The organism is uncultured Pontibacter sp. (genome assembly GCF_947499215.1).
Taxonomy (GTDB): domain Bacteria; phylum Bacteroidota; class Bacteroidia; order Cytophagales; family Hymenobacteraceae; genus Pontibacter.
The window spans coordinates 148,801-164,631 of the sequence record NZ_CANMNI010000001.1 but is presented as its reverse complement, the minus strand read 5'-3'; the positions used below and the strand labels follow the sequence as shown (position 1 = coordinate 164,631).

Genomic DNA, 15,831 nt, shown 5'->3' with positions numbered 1-15,831 from the left:
ACTAGGTGTAAGGTGAAATGACCAATAAAGGCATATGGGCTCTTGCTGCAAGTTCCTCGCTTATGTTTTTGGAAAACAATGATTCCCACATGCTTTGTTTTTCCGGCATTAATACGACCAAGCTAGAGTTTGTGGCTGTTAGCTGCGCTCTTAACCCTACCAGTGCCTCTGAGTCGGCTAGCAGCGTGGTGGTGTTTGGCAGTTTCAAAAGGTGCTCCCAAACGGTGAGGTCAGATTGAAGTTCGGAAACATCCTCTACAAATTCTCCATCCTTCGTCAATATCAGAAAGTGGAGCGAAGCGTCATAGGTATGCGCAATTCGACTGAGCATGTCCAAACCTAACCGTTCTGGTAGCTTCATCCGTTCGAGTAAGATTTTGATATTTTCGAAGCCGTTAAACACGACATCACTAGGTATAACCAGTAGAGGAACAGGGCTAACACGCATCAACTCTAATGTGTTACTTCCGATTAGAATCTGCTTGAGTTGACTGCTGCCACGGCTTCCCATCACCACTATGTCAATATTTTCGCTTGAAATCACCTGCAGCATTGAGTCTGCAAATGGTGTTGGAACGACCAGTGTACTATACCTGACGTCGGCATGGCGTAAATCGAGAATGTCGAATAAATGCTGTGCTTCATCGAGCAGTCTAATACGTGCCTTTCGTTGTTCTTCTTGATAGACGCTCTGGAAAAGTGACTCTGGTGAAGTCGCCGGAACAGGCGGCTTGGCCATGGCATGCACAAACACTACTTCAGCCTGCAGTGCTTTGGCCAGTTGCATGGCAACCAGCGTGGCGTTGTAGCCATCAGTTGAAAAATCGGTGGGAGCAAGTATACGCAGCATAGCCTTGAGGTTTAGTATTCTATACGGTATACAAATGACTTTTTGTTAGGTCTAAAAAACCAAAAGCCGCCAGATTTGGGGTCTGAGCGGCTTTTGGAATAGTTAGTGGTAAGATGGAAATCCTTATACCACTACGTTGATGATTTTGTTAGGGACGATGATAATTTTCTTTGGTGTTTTTCCCTCCAAAAACTTCACAATCTGTTCGTCAGCCAAAACCGCCTTTTCCATATCTTCGCGCGGTGTGTCAGTGGCAAAGGAAAGCTTCCCGCGTGTCTTGCCATTTACGGATACCGGGTATTCAAACGTATTTTCCACGAGGTACTTTTCATCCCAAGCCGGGAACGGAGCGAACGTGATGCTCTCTTTGTGACCTAGCTTCTCCCAAAGTTCCTCCGCAATGTGCGGCGCATAAGGTGCCAGTGCAATGGTAAGAGGCTCCAGAATAGACCGCTTATTCGTCTTAAGGGGCGTTAACTCGTTTACGCAGATCATGAAAGTGGCAACCGAAGTGTTGAACGAAAAACGTTCAATGTCTTCTTCTACCTTCTTCACGGTCTTGTGCAGCGATTTTAACTCCGCAGCTGTTGGCTCCTCGTCCGTCACGGCAAAGTTGCCATTATTGCTATGGAAAAGATTCCAGAAGCGTTTCAAGAACTTGGTCACGCCGTCCATGCCGTTGGTGTTCCATGGCTTAAACTGCTCCAATGGGCCTAGGAACATTTCGTACATGCGCAGGGTATCGGCACCGTTGCGCTCTACGAGTATATCCGGGTTCACCACATTGTACTTCGACTTCGACATCTTTTCGATCTCAACGCCGCAGATATACTTTCCGTCTTCCAGCACAAACTCGGCATTGGCGTTTTCTGGTCTCCACGCTTTGAAAGCCTCCATATCCAACTCGTCATTCTCGACGATGTTAACGTCCACATGCAGGGGAGTCGTGTCGTATTGCTTGCGCAGACCGTGGGATACGTAAGTGTTACTGTCCTTCACGCGGTACACGAAATTCGAGCGACCCTGAATCATACCTTGGTTGATCAGCTTTTTGAATGGCTCTTGCTCAACTACCAGCCCTAGGTCGAACATGAACTTGTTCCAGAAGCGGGAGTAGAGGAGGTGACCCGTAGCGTGCTCAGCACCACCCATGTATAAGTCCACATTGCGCCAGTATTCCACCTTGGCTTTGTCAGCGAAGGCCTGATCGTTTTGCGGATCCATGTAGCGGTACCAGTACCAACTCGAACCAGCCCAACCCGGCATCGTGCTCAGTTCGTATTCGTACTGATCCTGATATTTCCAGTCCACGGCACGGCCAAGCGGTGGCTCACCTGTCTCAGTTGGCAGGTAGGCGTCGATCTTCGGTAGCTCCAGTGGCAGTTCGCTTTCATCCAGCAAGTGCGGTATACCGTCTTTAAAGTAAACCGGTACCGGCTCGCCCCAGTAGCGCTGACGGCTGAACACGGCGTCGCGCATGCGGAACTGGGTGCGGCCTTTGCCCACTCCCAGTTCTTCGGCTTTGGCTATACCTGCCTTGATTGCCTCTTTTACTTCCAGCCCGTTTAGGAAACCGGAGTTGATGATCTTGCCTTCTTTACCGGCATAGGCTTCTTCTTCGATATTTCCTCCGGCTACCACCTCCTTAATGGTCAGGTTGAAGTGCTTGGCAAAGGCATAGTCGCGGGAGTCGTGGCCCGGTACGGCCATCACGGCACCTGTACCATAACCTGCCAGCACGTAGTCCGCGATCCAAATAGGAACACGCTCTTCAGAAATCGGGTTGATGGCGTATGCACCGGTGAACACACCGCTCACCGTTTTCACGTCGGTCATACGCTCGCGCTCCGAACGGTTTTTGGCTACGTTCACATAAGCTTCCACTTCAGCGTGCTGGTCATCGGTCGTGATTTCATTTACCAGCTCGTGCTCTGGCGCCAGTACTACAAAAGTGGCACCGTAGATGGTATCAATACGGGTCGTGAATACCTTGATCTTTTCAGAGGCACCACCTTCTATGGCGAAGTCCAGTTCAGCACCTACCGACTTGCCGATCCAGTTACGCTGCATTTCTTTCACCGGCTCGGGCCAGTCGATGGTGTCGAGGCCCTGCAACAGGCGTTCGGCGTAGGCCGTGATGCGCATCATCCACTGGCGCATCAGTTTGCGCTCTACCGGGTAGCCACCGCGCTCCGAAAGACCGTCTTTCACTTCGTCGTTCGCCAGTACCGTACCCAAGGCAGGGCACCAGTTCACCACAGCGTCGGCTACGTAAGTCAGTCTATACTTCAAGAGTGTCTGCGCTTTCTCCTGTTCGTTCATGGCTTTCCATTCCTCGGCCGTGAAGGCAGAGGTGTCTTCGTCGCAGGCAGCCTTAATATTGGCGTTTCCGTTTGCCTCAAATTCGGCAGTCAGTTTGTCAATAGGCTCGGCTTTGTCAGAGGTATAGTCATAATAGCTATTGAACAACTGCATGAAGATCCACTGCGTCCATTTGTAATAGCTTGGGTCAGAGGTGCGCACTTCGCGCTCCCACTCGTAAGAGAAGCCGATGTTCTTCAACTGCTCAATGTAACGGCCAATGTTCTGCTCCGTCGTAATGGCCGGGTGCTGACCCGTCTGAATGGCGTATTGTTCGGCCGGCAAACCAAAGGCGTCAAAGCCCATCGGGTGCAGCACGTTAAATCCTTTGGAGCGTTTGTAGCGGCTCACGATATCAGAGGCGATGTAACCGAGTGGGTGACCTACGTGTAGACCCGCGCCAGACGGGTAGGGGAACATGTCCAACACATAATACTTCGGCTTATCGGTGTTTTCGGTGGCTTTAAACGTCTGGTTTTCTTCCCAGTAACGCTGCCACTTCTTCTCAATCTGATTGAAATTATACTCTGACATAGTTTATCGTGAATTCGCTTGATCTAAACAAGCTGTAAAGATACTTTATAATTGCGAAATGGTTAAATGGATGAATGGCTAAATTGTTGGGTTTAACCATATAGCCATTTATCAATCAAAAAAGTACCTTTGCACTTTGAAGCAAAACAGAATAAAATGGAAAAATACGATCTGCTGGATGTGCCGCACATTATTTACGTAATGGACCCGATGTGCTCTTGGTGCTACGGATTTGCGCCGGTGCTGCATCAGCTCAAAAAAGAACAGGAAGGTAAACTGAACTTTAAGCTGGTGCTGGGTGGCTTGCGTCCGGGTACAACCGAGCCAATGGATGACCAGATGAAAGCCGCAGTACAGCAACATTGGCAGGAAGTGGAGAAGGCGACAGAACAGGCTTTTGATTTCGGTTTCTTTGAGCGGGACAGTTTTGTGTACGACACAGAGCCGGGCTGCCGCGCTGTGGTAACTATGCGCTACCTGCAGCCAGAAAAGGAACTGGAGATGGCCGAAGAGGTGCAGCGTGCCTTTTATGCCCGCAACAATGATGTAACCAAAGCGGAGGTGCTGGCTGAGATCGCACTAGGACTAGGTATAGCGGAAGATACTTTCTTGGAGAAGTTTCACTCCGATGAAATGAAAGAAAAGACACAGCAAGATTTCCTGATCACCCGCCACTTGCAAGCCAATGCTTTCCCAAGCGTATACCTACTCGTTGGGCATAACTTGAGTTTATTGAGCCGTGGCTATTACTTATACGACGCGCTGAAGGCTAAATTGGAAGAGGCGCTAAAAGGAGCTAAACACTAAGTAGCGTTTACAATATTATCAGAACGGACCGGCACAAATTGTCAGTCCGTTTTTTTATACCTGCCCGGCAAATTACGTACAAGTCTAAGTCAGTCTCAAACCCAAATCGCAGGACTTGAAAACCGCCGTATGCCACCTCACCAAAAGGCAACTCCCTCTAAACCAACTGGTACTGGGAGCAACGATCCGGCGGCCTATCTTTAAATTAATTCAAGTCGATTACCCCGATTTTACAGATGAATCCTATGTGGCGGTGGGGAATCTTAATATCTACCGCAAGAAGTATCTGGAGCAACTCTTAGAGAAAGAGCTAGGTGAGATATCGGAACTTGAAAAAGAGGTACTTGACAGCATACAGGAAAATGAGCTGCTTTCTACCAACATTGAGGAGGAGTTGCAAGAGAACCTTCCACTGGGTGACCGGATGGCAGATAAAATCGCTTCATTTGGTGGCAGTTGGACCTTTATAATGGCATTCTTTGGGTTCATTTTGCTCTGGATGATGGTGAACGTATACCTGCTTGCCACTCGTCCTTTTGACCCGTATCCTTTCATATTACTCAACCTTATCCTGTCCTGTCTGGCGGCTATACAAGCACCTATCATTATGATGAGCCAGAACCGAAAAGAGGTGAAAGACCGGCAACGATCGGAGTACGACTACCAAGTAAACCTGAAAGCGGAACTGGAGATTCGGCTGTTGCATGAAAAGATCGACCACCTGATCGTACACCAGAACCAGCGTCTGCTGGAAATACAACAGATTCAGGTCGACCTGATGGAGGATATACTGAACCGCTCGCGAAAATAAGCCCATTCTTTGCGTCTTTTTATACCTTCAGCCGTCATCTGTCTGAAATCTAATAATTGACAGAAATGGATTATTTAAAAGCATTTGTATTTGGGGTGACCTTGGCGGTCGCTGTTGGTCCTATCGCCATTTTAATTATTAATCGAGGATTGGTGTATGGCTTCCGAAGCGGTGTGCTTTGTGGGGTGGGAGCTGCGTTGGCAGACTTGACCTATGCACTGGTGGCCTTTACGGTAGGCTCTATCCTCGTAAGCTACCTTAACATGAATCAGGTCTATTTTTCGTGGGTAGCATCCGGAGCTCTTATATTATTCGGATTATGGATGCTGCTGGGTAGTCTAAAAATCAGTGACGCCGCCAAAGACTATCATACTTCTGCGGTACAAAAAGGAGAACTGGGTTACTTAACTTCTACATACTTGCTCACAGTCGTCAATCCATTGACTATCGTGGCCTTTGTTGGATTCTCAGGTCAGCTGGTGAAGCCAGATTTTGGGGTATTGCAGGTTTTTAACTTGTCCATCGCCATATTCTTGGGCAGCGTAATCATTCAAACCCTACTGGCGACTTTTGGGGCTTCACTGGGCAGGTACATGAAAAACCCAAAGTCCATCCAAATACTCAACATCATCAGTAGCCTAAGTATTATCGGATTTGGAATTCTGGGTATGCTGAAGGTATAGCTTATTCGCTTGCACTAAGCACAGAGGCTAGCGGGTTCACGCCATTCCATAGACCCTGACTTTCGACGGGTATAAAGCGTGCAAAGAGCTCTTCGCTGTACCACTTCTCGGCCCGTGTGCGCTTGATCACTTCTTTGTGCAGCTCGCCCTGATAGGCATAGGCTTTCATGGCTTCCATCGATTCCCAGACGCTAAAGGTGGCCTGCCGGATAAGTGGCAGTTCTCCGAGACCGATAGAGCAGATTAGCCCTTTCGCCTCATCGAGTGCCTTGCTTACTTTTGGGGTGAAGCGCCAGAACTGCGGCAGCGCCCTCCAGTTGATGGAGGCACGGGTTAGCACAGCTATCGGGCCTTCGTGCTGTTTTTCAAAAAGTTGTGGCGTAAATGGCTGCACCCCGTCCCAAAGTCCGTGCGCCTGTGTTGGGACAAGTTTTACTGTCCAGATCTCGCTCGCATGCAGACGGTATTCCATCATCAACTCAGAGCGCTCCAAAAACTCGTCTGCAGCCTCTTCGCTTTCCCATGTGCACATCAGTCCATACCTTCTAAAGTTGGGCTTAATGCTGAACCCTTTGCCTTGTCCACTGCCTAGCAATTTGTGAAAGAGCAAGCCGGGAATTTGGTCTAATTCGGCGCCTTTGGTGCCCATTTGGGCTAAACCCCAACGAATATGGCCTTTCCGAAAACCAAAAAGCGTGAGGGTAGTAAGTCGATCGGACTGGGGGGAGATTTGTCGCACGGGATTCGGGTATTAAAAGAGGGTTACTGTATGTGCAATTTACAAAACGAATAAACCAAAAACACCTGCCGAACGGAAATGTTTGGCAGGTGTTTCCAGTAATTTCTATGCTGGAGCTATACCTATAGGTCTATCTTTTTATTCTCACCCGGATCGTAGCTTTCGCCAGACAAAGTCGCTTTTACGAAACCAATCAAGTGGGTAACAGCACTATTGGGGGAGTCCCAATATTCGGCTTTGTCAATAACGACTTTGATAAGCCCGACATTTGGATCCTCCTTCCCACCCGGGAACCAAGCTTTAAGTTCAGGAGACCATAGCTCCTCAATCTTCGCTCTGTCTTTGGATAGGGTTGCTTTGCCTGAAACCGAAACAAACACGTTGTCAGACGGTTTTGAGTAGCTCAGGTTCACATGAGAATCGTTTTTAATTTCGTGTGACTTACCTGATTCGTAGCCAGTGAAGAACCACATCACCCCATCTTCCCCGATTTGCTGGGTACTCATAGGACGGCTTCTCAAGCTTCCGTCGTCATCAACGGTCGTCATCATAGTAAAGTCTATGTCCTCTATCAATTCTATCAGTTTCTGCAGATTTTCTTTTCTGTCGTTGTTCATAGTTTTATTGGTTGTATGTGTTTAAGTGGTACGGGCTAATACCCTAAAGTGTTTATGCCCGTTTCAGCTATACCTTTACAACCGAATCAGGTATAAGATGTTTATATTGCAACTGAACCAAACCCCGAACCATTGAATTATCTGGCCCATATTTTCCTGTCAGGCGACGACGAAGAGCTTTTACTGGGCAATTTTATAGCCGATGCTGTGAAGGGAAAACAGCTGGAGCGGTACCCAACCGGTATTGCCCGGGGCATCAAGCTGCATCGCCTGATTGATACCTACACTGACACGCACCCCGTCGTAAGCGAGACCAAAGCCCGCTTGCGACCTCATTTCCGGAAATATGCTCCGGTGGTGGCCGATCTGTACTTTGACCATTTTCTTGCAAACCGTTTTGGGGAGTTTTCTTTGGAATCACTGGAAGCGTATACTTCCCGCGTTTATACCTTGATCAACTCCCACTTGCCAAATCTGCCGGAGCGGGTACAGTATTTCTTTCCTTACATGATGCGGCAAAACTGGCTCTTGTCTTATGCTGAGGTTTCAGGTATAGCGCAGGCCCTCGGAGGACTGAGCCGACGCACTTCGTTTGAGTCAGGCATGGAAAGAGCGGGAGAGGAGTTGCTGGAGAACTATACCTTGTATGACGCAGACTTTTCTTTGTTCTTCCCAGAGCTGATCGCTTATGTGGAGGAGGTATTGCCGGAATTGAGAAAGGTAGTATAGCACTAGGTATAAAAAAAAGGAGCCGCTATACCTGCGACTCCTTCCTTCTGATTTTTTTTAATTCTTAGTGGTGATGCACACCGCCTTCGCCGTGCACGTGACCGTGGTCCAGTTCTTCAGCTGTTGCCTCACGTACTTTCTCTACCTTGCCTTTAAAGAACAGTTCTTTGCCAGCCAGTGGATGGTTAAAGTCCATTAGTACAGCATTGTCTTTTACTTCGGCTACACGGCCCTGCAGCTGATTGCCTTCGCTGTCCGCCATCGGGATGAAGTTGCCCACTTCCAGCATGTTCTCTGGAATGCCGCCTTCTACTTCAAACACGCTCATCGGCAGTTCTACTACTGCGTTCTGGTCAAACTCACCGTAACCGTCATTCGAGTCAAGTTTAAAGTCGAATTCGTCACCAGCACTCTTGCCGTCAAGGTTTTCTTCGAACTGGTCTGGCAGGCCGCTCATGCCGTATATGAACACCATTGGATTTTCGTTATTGGCAGTTTCAACGAGGGTTTGCTCACCGCTTTCGTTCTGAATACGGAGCTCGTAAGAGAGCGTCACCACTCTGTTTTTCTCAATTTTCATAATTGTGTGTTTTGGTTTGGTATCAGAAAGGTAGAAAGATTAACCGGAGAAGCATAACTCACTCGGTTATATTTGAACTACTCTCTGATGATGAATAAATAAAATATAAACTTATACCTACGCTAAGGCAGGCTCTCAGTTAGCTCCCAAGCGCTTTTATAAGCCCCAATGCTCTCCACATAGGAAATCAATTCCGCAAAGAACGGATTGGTAGAAAGCGTAGCGCTGTCTCCGACAATGATCAACTTGCGACGGGCACGGGTCATGGCCACGTTCATGCGTCTTTCGTCTGCCAAAAAACCGATCTCGCCGCGTTCATTGCTGCGCACCAAACTCATGCAGATAATGTCGCGCTCCTGCCCCTGAAAACTGTCGACGGTACCGATGCTCAACTGGCGCTTTTGATGTAAATCGTGCAGTCGCGGCGTATGCTCTACTTTGTCCTGCAGGTAATTGATCTGGGCGCGGTAAGGCGCAATCACTCCGATCTTCAGCGGTGCCACTTCTTCCTCCTCGTCATAATCTTTCAGGAGATTCGACAAATGGTTAATCAGAAGGTCACCCTCTTCCGGGTTGGCAGAGCTTTGTGTTTCCGGCATTTCCGCTTCGTTATATCCGCAGCCGGCCGTGTCGATAAACTCAACCGCCATGTCGGGTGCGAAGATCGTGTTATACCCGTGCAACTCGGCGCTGTGCACGCTTTCGTGCGCTATTAATTCACCGCCGTAAAATTGCTGGTTCGAGAACTGCATGATGTGGTGGTGCATGCGGTACTGCGTTTTCAGCATTACTGAGACTTCCGGTTGACGATTGATGCACTTCTCAAACAAAGTCACGCTCAAGCCGCCCTTGTCCGCATCCAATGACTTAATAGTAGGAGGCAACTGGCAGTGGTCACCGGCCAGCACAACACGGTTGGTGCGGCTGATCGGAATCCAGCAAGCCGGCTCGAGGGCCTGTGCTGCTTCGTCGATAAACACCGTGTCATACGTCAGGTGACGAATCGCTTTGTTCGCCGCCCCCACGAGTGTACAGGTGATGACTTGCACATTGTCGAGGAGGTCATCGGTGATGTAGTGCTCCACATTGTCGGCCTCGTCGAGCAGGCGGTGGCTCTCGGATTTGTATAGTTGCCGCTGCGCCCGCTCTTGATGGCCGAACTTGCGCTTAAATTGGAAGGCCATGCGCTTATACTTCTCGGCCGTCTTGCGCAGATTCTTGAGGTCTTTGTAGGCACGGTGCGCCATGACCTGCGCGTCCAAAGTGTGCTCCAACAGCACATCCGACACGCGTGAAGGATTACCGATGCGGATCACATTCACGCCTTCGTTGGCCAGCTTCTCGGTCAGCAAGTCAACGGCCGTGTTGGAAGGAGCCGTTACCAGCAAGCGCTTCTGCGATTTCAAGGTATGGAGGATGGCCTGCACCAGCGTCGTGGTTTTGCCCGTGCCCGGAGGCCCGTGAATGATCGCAACATCCTTAGCCTGCATGATTTTCTGCACGGCCTCGTTCTGTGACTCGTTCAAAACCTGTATCTCCTCCAGCTTCTCGTCTGTGAACGAGGCGGGCTTTATACCTAGCATGATATCACGGAGCTCGGCCAGACGTGAACCTTTGGCTTCCTGCACCTTCTTCAGGGCAATCTCCATCTCGCGGTAACTGATCTCGTCAAAGGTCAGCTCGATGCCCATGCGACCAGTTCCCACCCAGTCAGGCAGATCTTCCTTGTTCGTGGCTAGGATTACCTTGTTGCGCTTTACGCCCAGCACCACGCCACTGAGGCTGGCTTTTTCAGCGCTATTTATAAAAAGGGAGGCTGTTTTGCCGGGCTGGAAAAGGTGCAGCTGGTCGCGGTCGGAGGTTCGCTCCAGCTCGATCACTACTTTGTTGCCAAAACCGATCTCTTCTTTTGAGATCACGACCGGATACCAGCAAAGACCCATTTGTTTGCGCTCGGTGATCGTGCTTTTCAATGCCTTCAGCTTGTATTGCTGCCGGTCTTCTTCCTGTTCTATTTTCAGCAAGTCCTGTACCTGCCGTAGTTCTTCAAAAATATCGATCATGCTTATCTAAAAAAGAAAGGCTGGGTACGAAGCGCCAGCCTTTTCCGTAGCTTTTGTCTTGATTGTCAATACCTGAAAAGGTATCGTCATATAACAAAAAGCGTGTGCTAAATAATTCCGCTGGAACAGGCTGTTCCTTATACCTGTGGCAGCTATACGGCCTTAGGCCTTCTTGCGTTTTTTGGGCGTCTTCTTGGTGCTCAATCTGATCTGCAGGAACACGGCGTAAAGGAACATAATGAAGGCAGCACCACCCAGAATGGCAATCACACGGTCTTTGCCGTAGCGCACCTCGTCGGTGGCTTTCAGTTGTTCTTTCAGGTCAAGAATGGCACGTTCCCGCTTCTTGGCCTGACTTTCGAGGGTGCTGATCTGCCCTTTGAGGTCGGAGATCTGGTTGTTGATGAGGCGCTCGTCCTGTTGGATCATTTTACCGGCCCGCTGACTCTCCACGGTGCTTTCGGCAATCTTGCGCACGCTGACCTCTTTCACGGCCCCAATCAGTTCGGAGTCTTTGCGGATAATCTCTTTGAGGGTATCGATGATGTTGAGGAGGTCTTTCTTGGATTGCTTGCCCCAGAAGTTGCTGTTCTGCCCGCTGTAGTACTGGTACTCCAGAATCAACTGCTCACGCTCGCCCATCAGACGGCTGAGTTTGTCTTCTTGCGGTGGTGCTTGTTCCTGTGCCTGCGCGCCCACAAACCAAAGGCAGCAAAAGCAAATAGCCAGTAGTTTCTTCATCATCATAAAAAGGAATGCTTTACTCTATCACGCAAATATGGCCATCCTTATTGGATTAGGCACAAATTATTTTTGATTTGGCCTGTAAAAATAGAGGATCAGCACGGGCAAAAGCAAGAGGTCGGCCACCACGGCAAAAACCAGCGTGAGACTCACAAATACCCCCACATAAAAGGTGGCATCAAAGGTAGAAAGCACCAGCGTCATGAAACCGGCCACTAAAATGCAGGAGGTGATGATGATCGCCTTGCCAGCTGAGATGATAGTCGTCTTAATAGCGTATGGCAGTGACTTGCCTTTCCGCAGCTCCACTTTGAGTTTGCCCAGAAAGTGAATCGTGTCATCCACGGCGATACCGAAAGCGATGGTGAAGATGATGGAAACCGACACCGTCATGTTGATGCCCAAATAGCCCATGATGCCCCCGATCATCAGCAAGGGGATAATATTGGGCACAAGCGAGATCAGGACCATGCGAAGCGAGCGGAAGATGAAGCCTACTAGGATAGCCACCACCAGAAAAGCGATCAGCAAGCCCTGTAGCATATTGCTGACCACATAATCGTTATTCTTGTCGAGCATCACGGCACTGCCCGTAATGCGAGTTTGCAGGAACTCAGGGTTGATGTGCTGATCAATGAACGTCCGTAGCGAGTCATTGAGCTCGGCGGCTCGCACACTGCCCACATCCGTCATTTTGCCAGCCAAACGGCCTTCCTGTTGGTCAGCCGTCACGACAGCCCGCAGTTCGCTTCGCTTGCTGAAAGCAGCCAGCCGCCGCTGCACTTGTTGCATCTCCCGCTCGTTAGCGGGCAGGGTATAGTAGTCTGGTAAACCGCCATTTTGGGCGCGGTGGATAGAACGGACCACGGTAGCAGGGGAGGTGATGAAGTTGAGGCCGTAAGATTGGTAGAGGTAAGTCTCCAGCTGATCGATTTCCTGCAGCACCTCGAGGTCGTACATACTTTTATCAGGACCGGCAATTAAGTGCAACTCAAAGGGACGAACGCCTGAGAACTTTTCCTCAAAGTATTGAAAGTCCTTGATGATCGGGTCATCATCGCCGAGGTCCTCGAGCAAAGTAGTGTCGACTTTGATCATGCTGATTCCGATCAGGGAAACCAACACAATGCCCATGCTCGCATAGAGAATCGGGTAAGGCTTCTGCAACACGAAGGTATAGACACGCCGTAAAAGCATCGGCCACGACAAATCAGAACGTCGGGCACGCCGTGGATTGGGTATTTTATTCAAGAGTAGAATAGCTGGCAGCATAGTGAAAGCCAGCACGAATGCAAGCGCAATACCAATGGCTGTGAATAACCCGAACTCCCTTATCGGTACTATGGAGGTAGTGAGTAGCGTTAGAAAGCCAACAGAGGTGGTGAGCGAAGTCAGCAAGGTGGCCATGCCTACTTCCCGGATCGTGACCCGCAGTGCTTGTATTTTAGTTGCCCCTTGCCCAATCTCGGTGATGTAACGCGACATGATGTGGATCACATCGGACATTCCCACCACGAACATGATGGTTGGCAGCAAGACCGTCATCACATCAATGGGCTTGTTGAACAGTCCCATTACCCCGAGGCTCCAGAGCACAGAAAGAAGCACCACCACCAATGGCAACAGCACACCCCAAAGCGTGCGGAAGGCGATCCACAAAAACAGGATAACCAAGAGGATGGAGGCCGACATAAATATCGCCAGCTCGATCTTCATCTTCTCGATAAAGACCGACTGCGCCAGTACCTTTCCGGCCACATGGTGCTCCTGCAAACCCAACCGTTCGATCTCGCCATACATAGCGGCAATCAGGGAGTCGCCGGGTTCCTTGCCCAGATCGTCGCTTGTCTGCACGAACAGCGAAACGGCCGTGGCGTCCTCTGAAAACAGTGTGCCCACCAACTCGCGACTCTGGTAGACCAGCGTGGAGTCTTGGGTATAGCGCTCGGGCTCGTCTGGATGCAGGTAGGGTATTTCGAAATAGCCAAATTGCTCAATGATCGGACTTTTAACGGTTGTAGGAGAGAGCACCGATTCTACATGCGGCTGTTGCTGCATAAAGCGGGTGAGTGTGTCGACCTTCTGCAGAAATTGCTGGTCGAACAGGCTGCCTCCTTTGTCGAGGCCTATCAGCAAATAATCGTTGTCGTTGCCGAACTTATCGCGGTAGCTGAAGTAGTAAGCCAGATCCGGATCACCCTTCGGGAAGAAGTTGTCGAAGTTATAATCGAAACGCAGACGGGAGGCGTAGAAAACGCTGAGAGCCGTCAGGATCGCAATGACGGTTAGGACAAGTAAACTGCTGGTTTTGTGGCTCAAGGGATTAAAAAATGATGATGATCATTTTGGTGATTGGGTAGAACGTGTATATTTACTCACCTAACAACAAAGGGTTGATTTCTGTTTAAACAATCGATAAACCAAGAGATATGAAGAAGATCGTTTTAGCGCTGGCACTGGCAGGATTTGTAGGTGCCGGAATGGCCTCGCCAGCCCTCGCCTGCGAAGGTGGCAAATGCAAAATGGAGCACACGGACAAAAACGGCAAAACCAAAAAAGCCCGTAAAGGCGAAAAAGCTGAGTCCTGCCATATGACGACTGCCTCTACTGCGGCAAAAGAAGATGGTAAAGCCACTGCCGCTGCGCCTATGTCGTGCTGCTCCAAAAAAGACGCACCGAAAGCTGAAGCTGCTAAAGAAACGAAGGAACAACGCTAAGTTTGTTCTGTATTTAAAAAGGGGACCACTGATATTTCAGTGGGTCCCCTTTTTTATTATAGGTATAGATTGCGTACGATTCTTTTCTGTCATTTCGACCAACGGGAGAAATCTGGATCATAGACATCATTCTAAATTTCCCCAGATCTCTCACAAACGTTCGAGATGACAATTGCATTTACTTCACCAATCCTACTTTGAACTTCCTACCCTTTATCTTTCCAATCGAAAGCGCCTCTGCAATTTCAGTAGCCCGATCCGCAGGTATAGCCACATAGCTGGCTTTGTCCTGCACTTCGATGCGACCAATCTGATCGGCTTTAAGGCCGGCGGCAGCTATTAAAGCACCTACAATATCTCTTGGACTGAGTTTGTTTTTCCGGCCAGCATTGATATGAAGGGTCGCATAGGCTTCGGTCGATTCCGGGGCAGCTTTTTCAACACGAGCAGCTAGCTCAGTAGTGTTCAGCCACTCATCCATGCGCACCAATCCCCAGTCACGCAGCTTTTGCTCATCACGGTTGGTGGCGAAGGTATAGACCTCGCCGCTTCGTCCGGCCCGACCAGTGCGACCGCTGCGATGCAGGTAGGCGGCTTCGTCGTCTGGCAGTTCGTAGTGGATGATGTTCTTGAGCGCGGCAATATCGAGACCTCGTGCGGCTAGGTCAGTGGCGACCAATACCTGTGTGGTGCCGTTGCGGAAGAGTGTCATGGCTTTGTCACGGTCCTGCTGCTCCATACCACCATGCAGTGAACGGGCGCCGAAGCCGTGTTTGGCCAACATGGCTGCCACATCATCGGAGGCGCCGCGAGTGTTACAAAATACGACCGTGCCGGCGGGGTTGATGCTTTGCAGGAGGTGGAGCAAAGCCTGCTGCTTATCAGGTTGCGCTACTTTTATACCTGTCAGCCGCACCAGATCAGGTATAGCATTGGGCGACACCTGCACAAACTGCGGATTCTTAAGCGACTCTGAAATAAGTTGCTTCACCTCGTCGGGCATAGTGGCTGAGAATAGCACAGCCTGCCGCTTTTTAGGTATAGCTTCTAGTATCTGGTCTATTTCATCAGCAAAACCCATTTCGAGGAGCTTATCCGCTTCGTCGAGCACAAGCATGCGCACCTGACTAAAGTCAACAGTCTGGCGATAAAGATGATCTGTCAAACGGCCGGGTGTGCCCACGAGCACCTGCGGCGGGAAAGCAAGCGAAGCCCGTTCCTGTGAAAAAGAGTGCCCACCATAAAAAGCACTGATCTTGAGGTTGTCGATCTTCTGGGCAAGTTGCTTTAGTTCGTGACGTACTTGCACAGCCAATTCGCGGGTGGGTACCAGCACCAGTGCCTGCACCTGCTGCTTATTTGTGTCTATATGCTGCAAAAGAGGCAAACCGAAGGCGGCTGTTTTACCACTGCCCGTCTCTGCCTGTCCGGCTACGTCCTGTCCTTTGAGGAGCGGAGGTATAGCAGATTGCTGTATTGGAGTAGGGGTGTGAAAATCTAGCTCAGCGAGGCGCTCTAAAAGCGCAGGGGAGAGTCCCAGTTGATCAAAAGAAGCCATAGGCATGCGTACGTGAACCGTAAAGGTACGGATTCCAA

Annotated in this window: 14 protein-coding genes; 5 read left to right on the top strand and 9 right to left on the bottom strand. The window is 49.8% G+C overall.

Annotation, left to right across the window (positions count from 1 at the left end; all coding sequences use genetic code 11):
- Window position 1: 1 nt before the first annotated feature.
- Both Q1A04_RS00685 and leuS read right to left on the bottom strand, forming a co-directional pair.
- Window positions 2-850: a universal stress protein gene (locus Q1A04_RS00685; RefSeq protein WP_299699785.1), complete on the bottom strand. Its 849-nt coding sequence runs from the start codon at window positions 848-850 to the stop codon at window positions 2-4.
- A 123-nt stretch (window positions 851-973) separates the two neighbouring features.
- On the bottom strand, window positions 974-3,745 hold the full coding sequence (gene leuS / locus Q1A04_RS00680; protein ID WP_299699783.1) for a leucine--tRNA ligase: 2,772 nt from the start codon (window positions 3,743-3,745) through the stop codon (window positions 974-976).
- A gap of 156 nt (window positions 3,746-3,901) precedes the next feature.
- On the opposite strand from leuS, the gene Q1A04_RS00675 reads away from it, so the two are divergent.
- The 3 genes from Q1A04_RS00675 (at window position 3,902) to Q1A04_RS00665 (ending at window position 6,046) form a co-directional block, all read left to right on the top strand.
- Window positions 3,902-4,552 carry a DsbA family protein gene (locus tag Q1A04_RS00675; RefSeq protein WP_299699781.1) on the top strand — a complete coding sequence of 217 codons (651 nt, stop codon included), beginning with the start codon at window positions 3,902-3,904 and terminating at the stop codon, window positions 4,550-4,552.
- 115 nt (window positions 4,553-4,667) lie between these two features.
- Entirely contained in the window at window positions 4,668-5,363 is a 696-nt protein-coding gene (locus Q1A04_RS00670; protein ID WP_299699778.1) for a DUF1003 domain-containing protein, read from the top strand.
- A gap of 65 nt (window positions 5,364-5,428) precedes the next feature.
- Window positions 5,429-6,046: a LysE family transporter gene (locus Q1A04_RS00665; protein ID WP_299699775.1), complete on the top strand. Its 618-nt coding sequence runs from the start codon at window positions 5,429-5,431 to the stop codon at window positions 6,044-6,046.
- Window position 6,047: 1 nt separating this feature from the next.
- Here Q1A04_RS00665 and Q1A04_RS00660 read toward each other — a convergent pair whose 3' ends face one another.
- Together Q1A04_RS00660 and Q1A04_RS00655 are read right to left on the bottom strand one after the other, a co-directional pair.
- Window positions 6,048-6,785, bottom strand: coding sequence for a spheroidene monooxygenase (locus Q1A04_RS00660; protein WP_299699772.1), 738 nt, complete (start codon window positions 6,783-6,785; stop codon window positions 6,048-6,050).
- A gap of 122 nt (window positions 6,786-6,907) precedes the next feature.
- Window positions 6,908-7,402, bottom strand: a complete 495-nt coding sequence (locus tag Q1A04_RS00655; RefSeq protein ID WP_299699769.1) for a pyridoxamine 5'-phosphate oxidase family protein — start codon at window positions 7,400-7,402, stop codon at window positions 6,908-6,910.
- A 132-nt stretch (window positions 7,403-7,534) separates the two neighbouring features.
- Between Q1A04_RS00655 and Q1A04_RS00650 the strand changes: the two genes are divergently transcribed.
- Complete coding sequence (locus Q1A04_RS00650) at window positions 7,535-8,131, top strand: ACP phosphodiesterase (protein WP_299699766.1); 597 nt, start codon at window positions 7,535-7,537, stop codon at window positions 8,129-8,131.
- 64 nt (window positions 8,132-8,195) lie between these two features.
- On the opposite strand, the gene Q1A04_RS00645 is transcribed toward Q1A04_RS00650, so the two are convergent.
- The 4 genes from Q1A04_RS00645 to Q1A04_RS00630 all read right to left on the bottom strand — a co-directional run bounded on the left by Q1A04_RS00645 (window position 8,196) and on the right by Q1A04_RS00630 (window position 13,837).
- Complete coding sequence (locus Q1A04_RS00645) at window positions 8,196-8,711, bottom strand: peptidylprolyl isomerase (RefSeq protein WP_299699762.1); 516 nt, start codon at window positions 8,709-8,711, stop codon at window positions 8,196-8,198.
- A gap of 122 nt (window positions 8,712-8,833) precedes the next feature.
- A complete protein-coding gene (locus tag Q1A04_RS00640; RefSeq protein WP_299699759.1) occupies window positions 8,834-10,774 on the bottom strand; it encodes an AAA domain-containing protein in 1,941 nt (646 codons plus the stop codon).
- A 162-nt stretch (window positions 10,775-10,936) separates the two neighbouring features.
- Complete coding sequence (locus tag Q1A04_RS00635; protein ID WP_299699756.1) at window positions 10,937-11,521, bottom strand: hypothetical protein; 585 nt, start codon at window positions 11,519-11,521, stop codon at window positions 10,937-10,939.
- Window positions 11,522-11,581: 60 nt separating this feature from the next.
- Window positions 11,582-13,837 (bottom strand): MMPL family transporter, encoded by a 2,256-nt coding sequence (locus Q1A04_RS00630; RefSeq protein WP_299699753.1) that lies wholly within the window; start codon window positions 13,835-13,837, stop codon window positions 11,582-11,584.
- Between the two features lie 110 nt (window positions 13,838-13,947).
- Here Q1A04_RS00630 and Q1A04_RS00625 point away from each other — a divergent pair, with 110 nt between their 5' ends.
- A complete protein-coding gene (locus Q1A04_RS00625) occupies window positions 13,948-14,235 on the top strand; it encodes a hypothetical protein (RefSeq protein ID WP_299699750.1) in 288 nt (95 codons plus the stop codon).
- A 178-nt stretch (window positions 14,236-14,413) separates the two neighbouring features.
- Here Q1A04_RS00625 and Q1A04_RS00620 read toward each other — a convergent pair whose 3' ends face one another.
- Window positions 14,414-15,793 (bottom strand): DEAD/DEAH box helicase, encoded by a 1,380-nt coding sequence (locus tag Q1A04_RS00620; RefSeq protein WP_299699747.1) that lies wholly within the window; start codon window positions 15,791-15,793, stop codon window positions 14,414-14,416.
- Window positions 15,794-15,831: the final 38 nt, after the last annotated feature.

Bases quoted from the DNA above. Each gene is read 5' to 3' on its own strand.
- Q1A04_RS00685 (WP_299699785.1), bottom strand. From the start codon at position 850: ATGCTGCGTATACTTGCTCCCACCGATTTTTCAACTGATGGCTACAAC.
- leuS (WP_299699783.1), bottom strand. From the start codon at position 3,745: ATGTCAGAGTATAATTTCAATCAGATTGAGAAGAAGTGGCAGCGTTAC.
- Q1A04_RS00675 (WP_299699781.1), top strand. From the start codon at position 3,902: ATGGAAAAATACGATCTGCTGGATGTGCCGCACATTATTTACGTAATG.
- Q1A04_RS00665 (WP_299699775.1), top strand. From the start codon at position 5,429: ATGGATTATTTAAAAGCATTTGTATTTGGGGTGACCTTGGCGGTCGCT.
- Q1A04_RS00655 (WP_299699769.1), bottom strand. From the start codon at position 7,402: ATGAACAACGACAGAAAAGAAAATCTGCAGAAACTGATAGAATTGATA.
- Q1A04_RS00645 (WP_299699762.1), bottom strand. From the start codon at position 8,711: ATGAAAATTGAGAAAAACAGAGTGGTGACGCTCTCTTACGAGCTCCGT.
- Q1A04_RS00640 (WP_299699759.1), bottom strand. From the start codon at position 10,774: ATGATCGATATTTTTGAAGAACTACGGCAGGTACAGGACTTGCTGAAA.
- Q1A04_RS00635 (WP_299699756.1), bottom strand. From the start codon at position 11,521: ATGATGATGAAGAAACTACTGGCTATTTGCTTTTGCTGCCTTTGGTTT.
- Q1A04_RS00625 (WP_299699750.1), top strand. From the start codon at position 13,948: ATGAAGAAGATCGTTTTAGCGCTGGCACTGGCAGGATTTGTAGGTGCC.
- Q1A04_RS00620 (WP_299699747.1), bottom strand. From the start codon at position 15,793: ATGGCTTCTTTTGATCAACTGGGACTCTCCCCTGCGCTTTTAGAGCGC.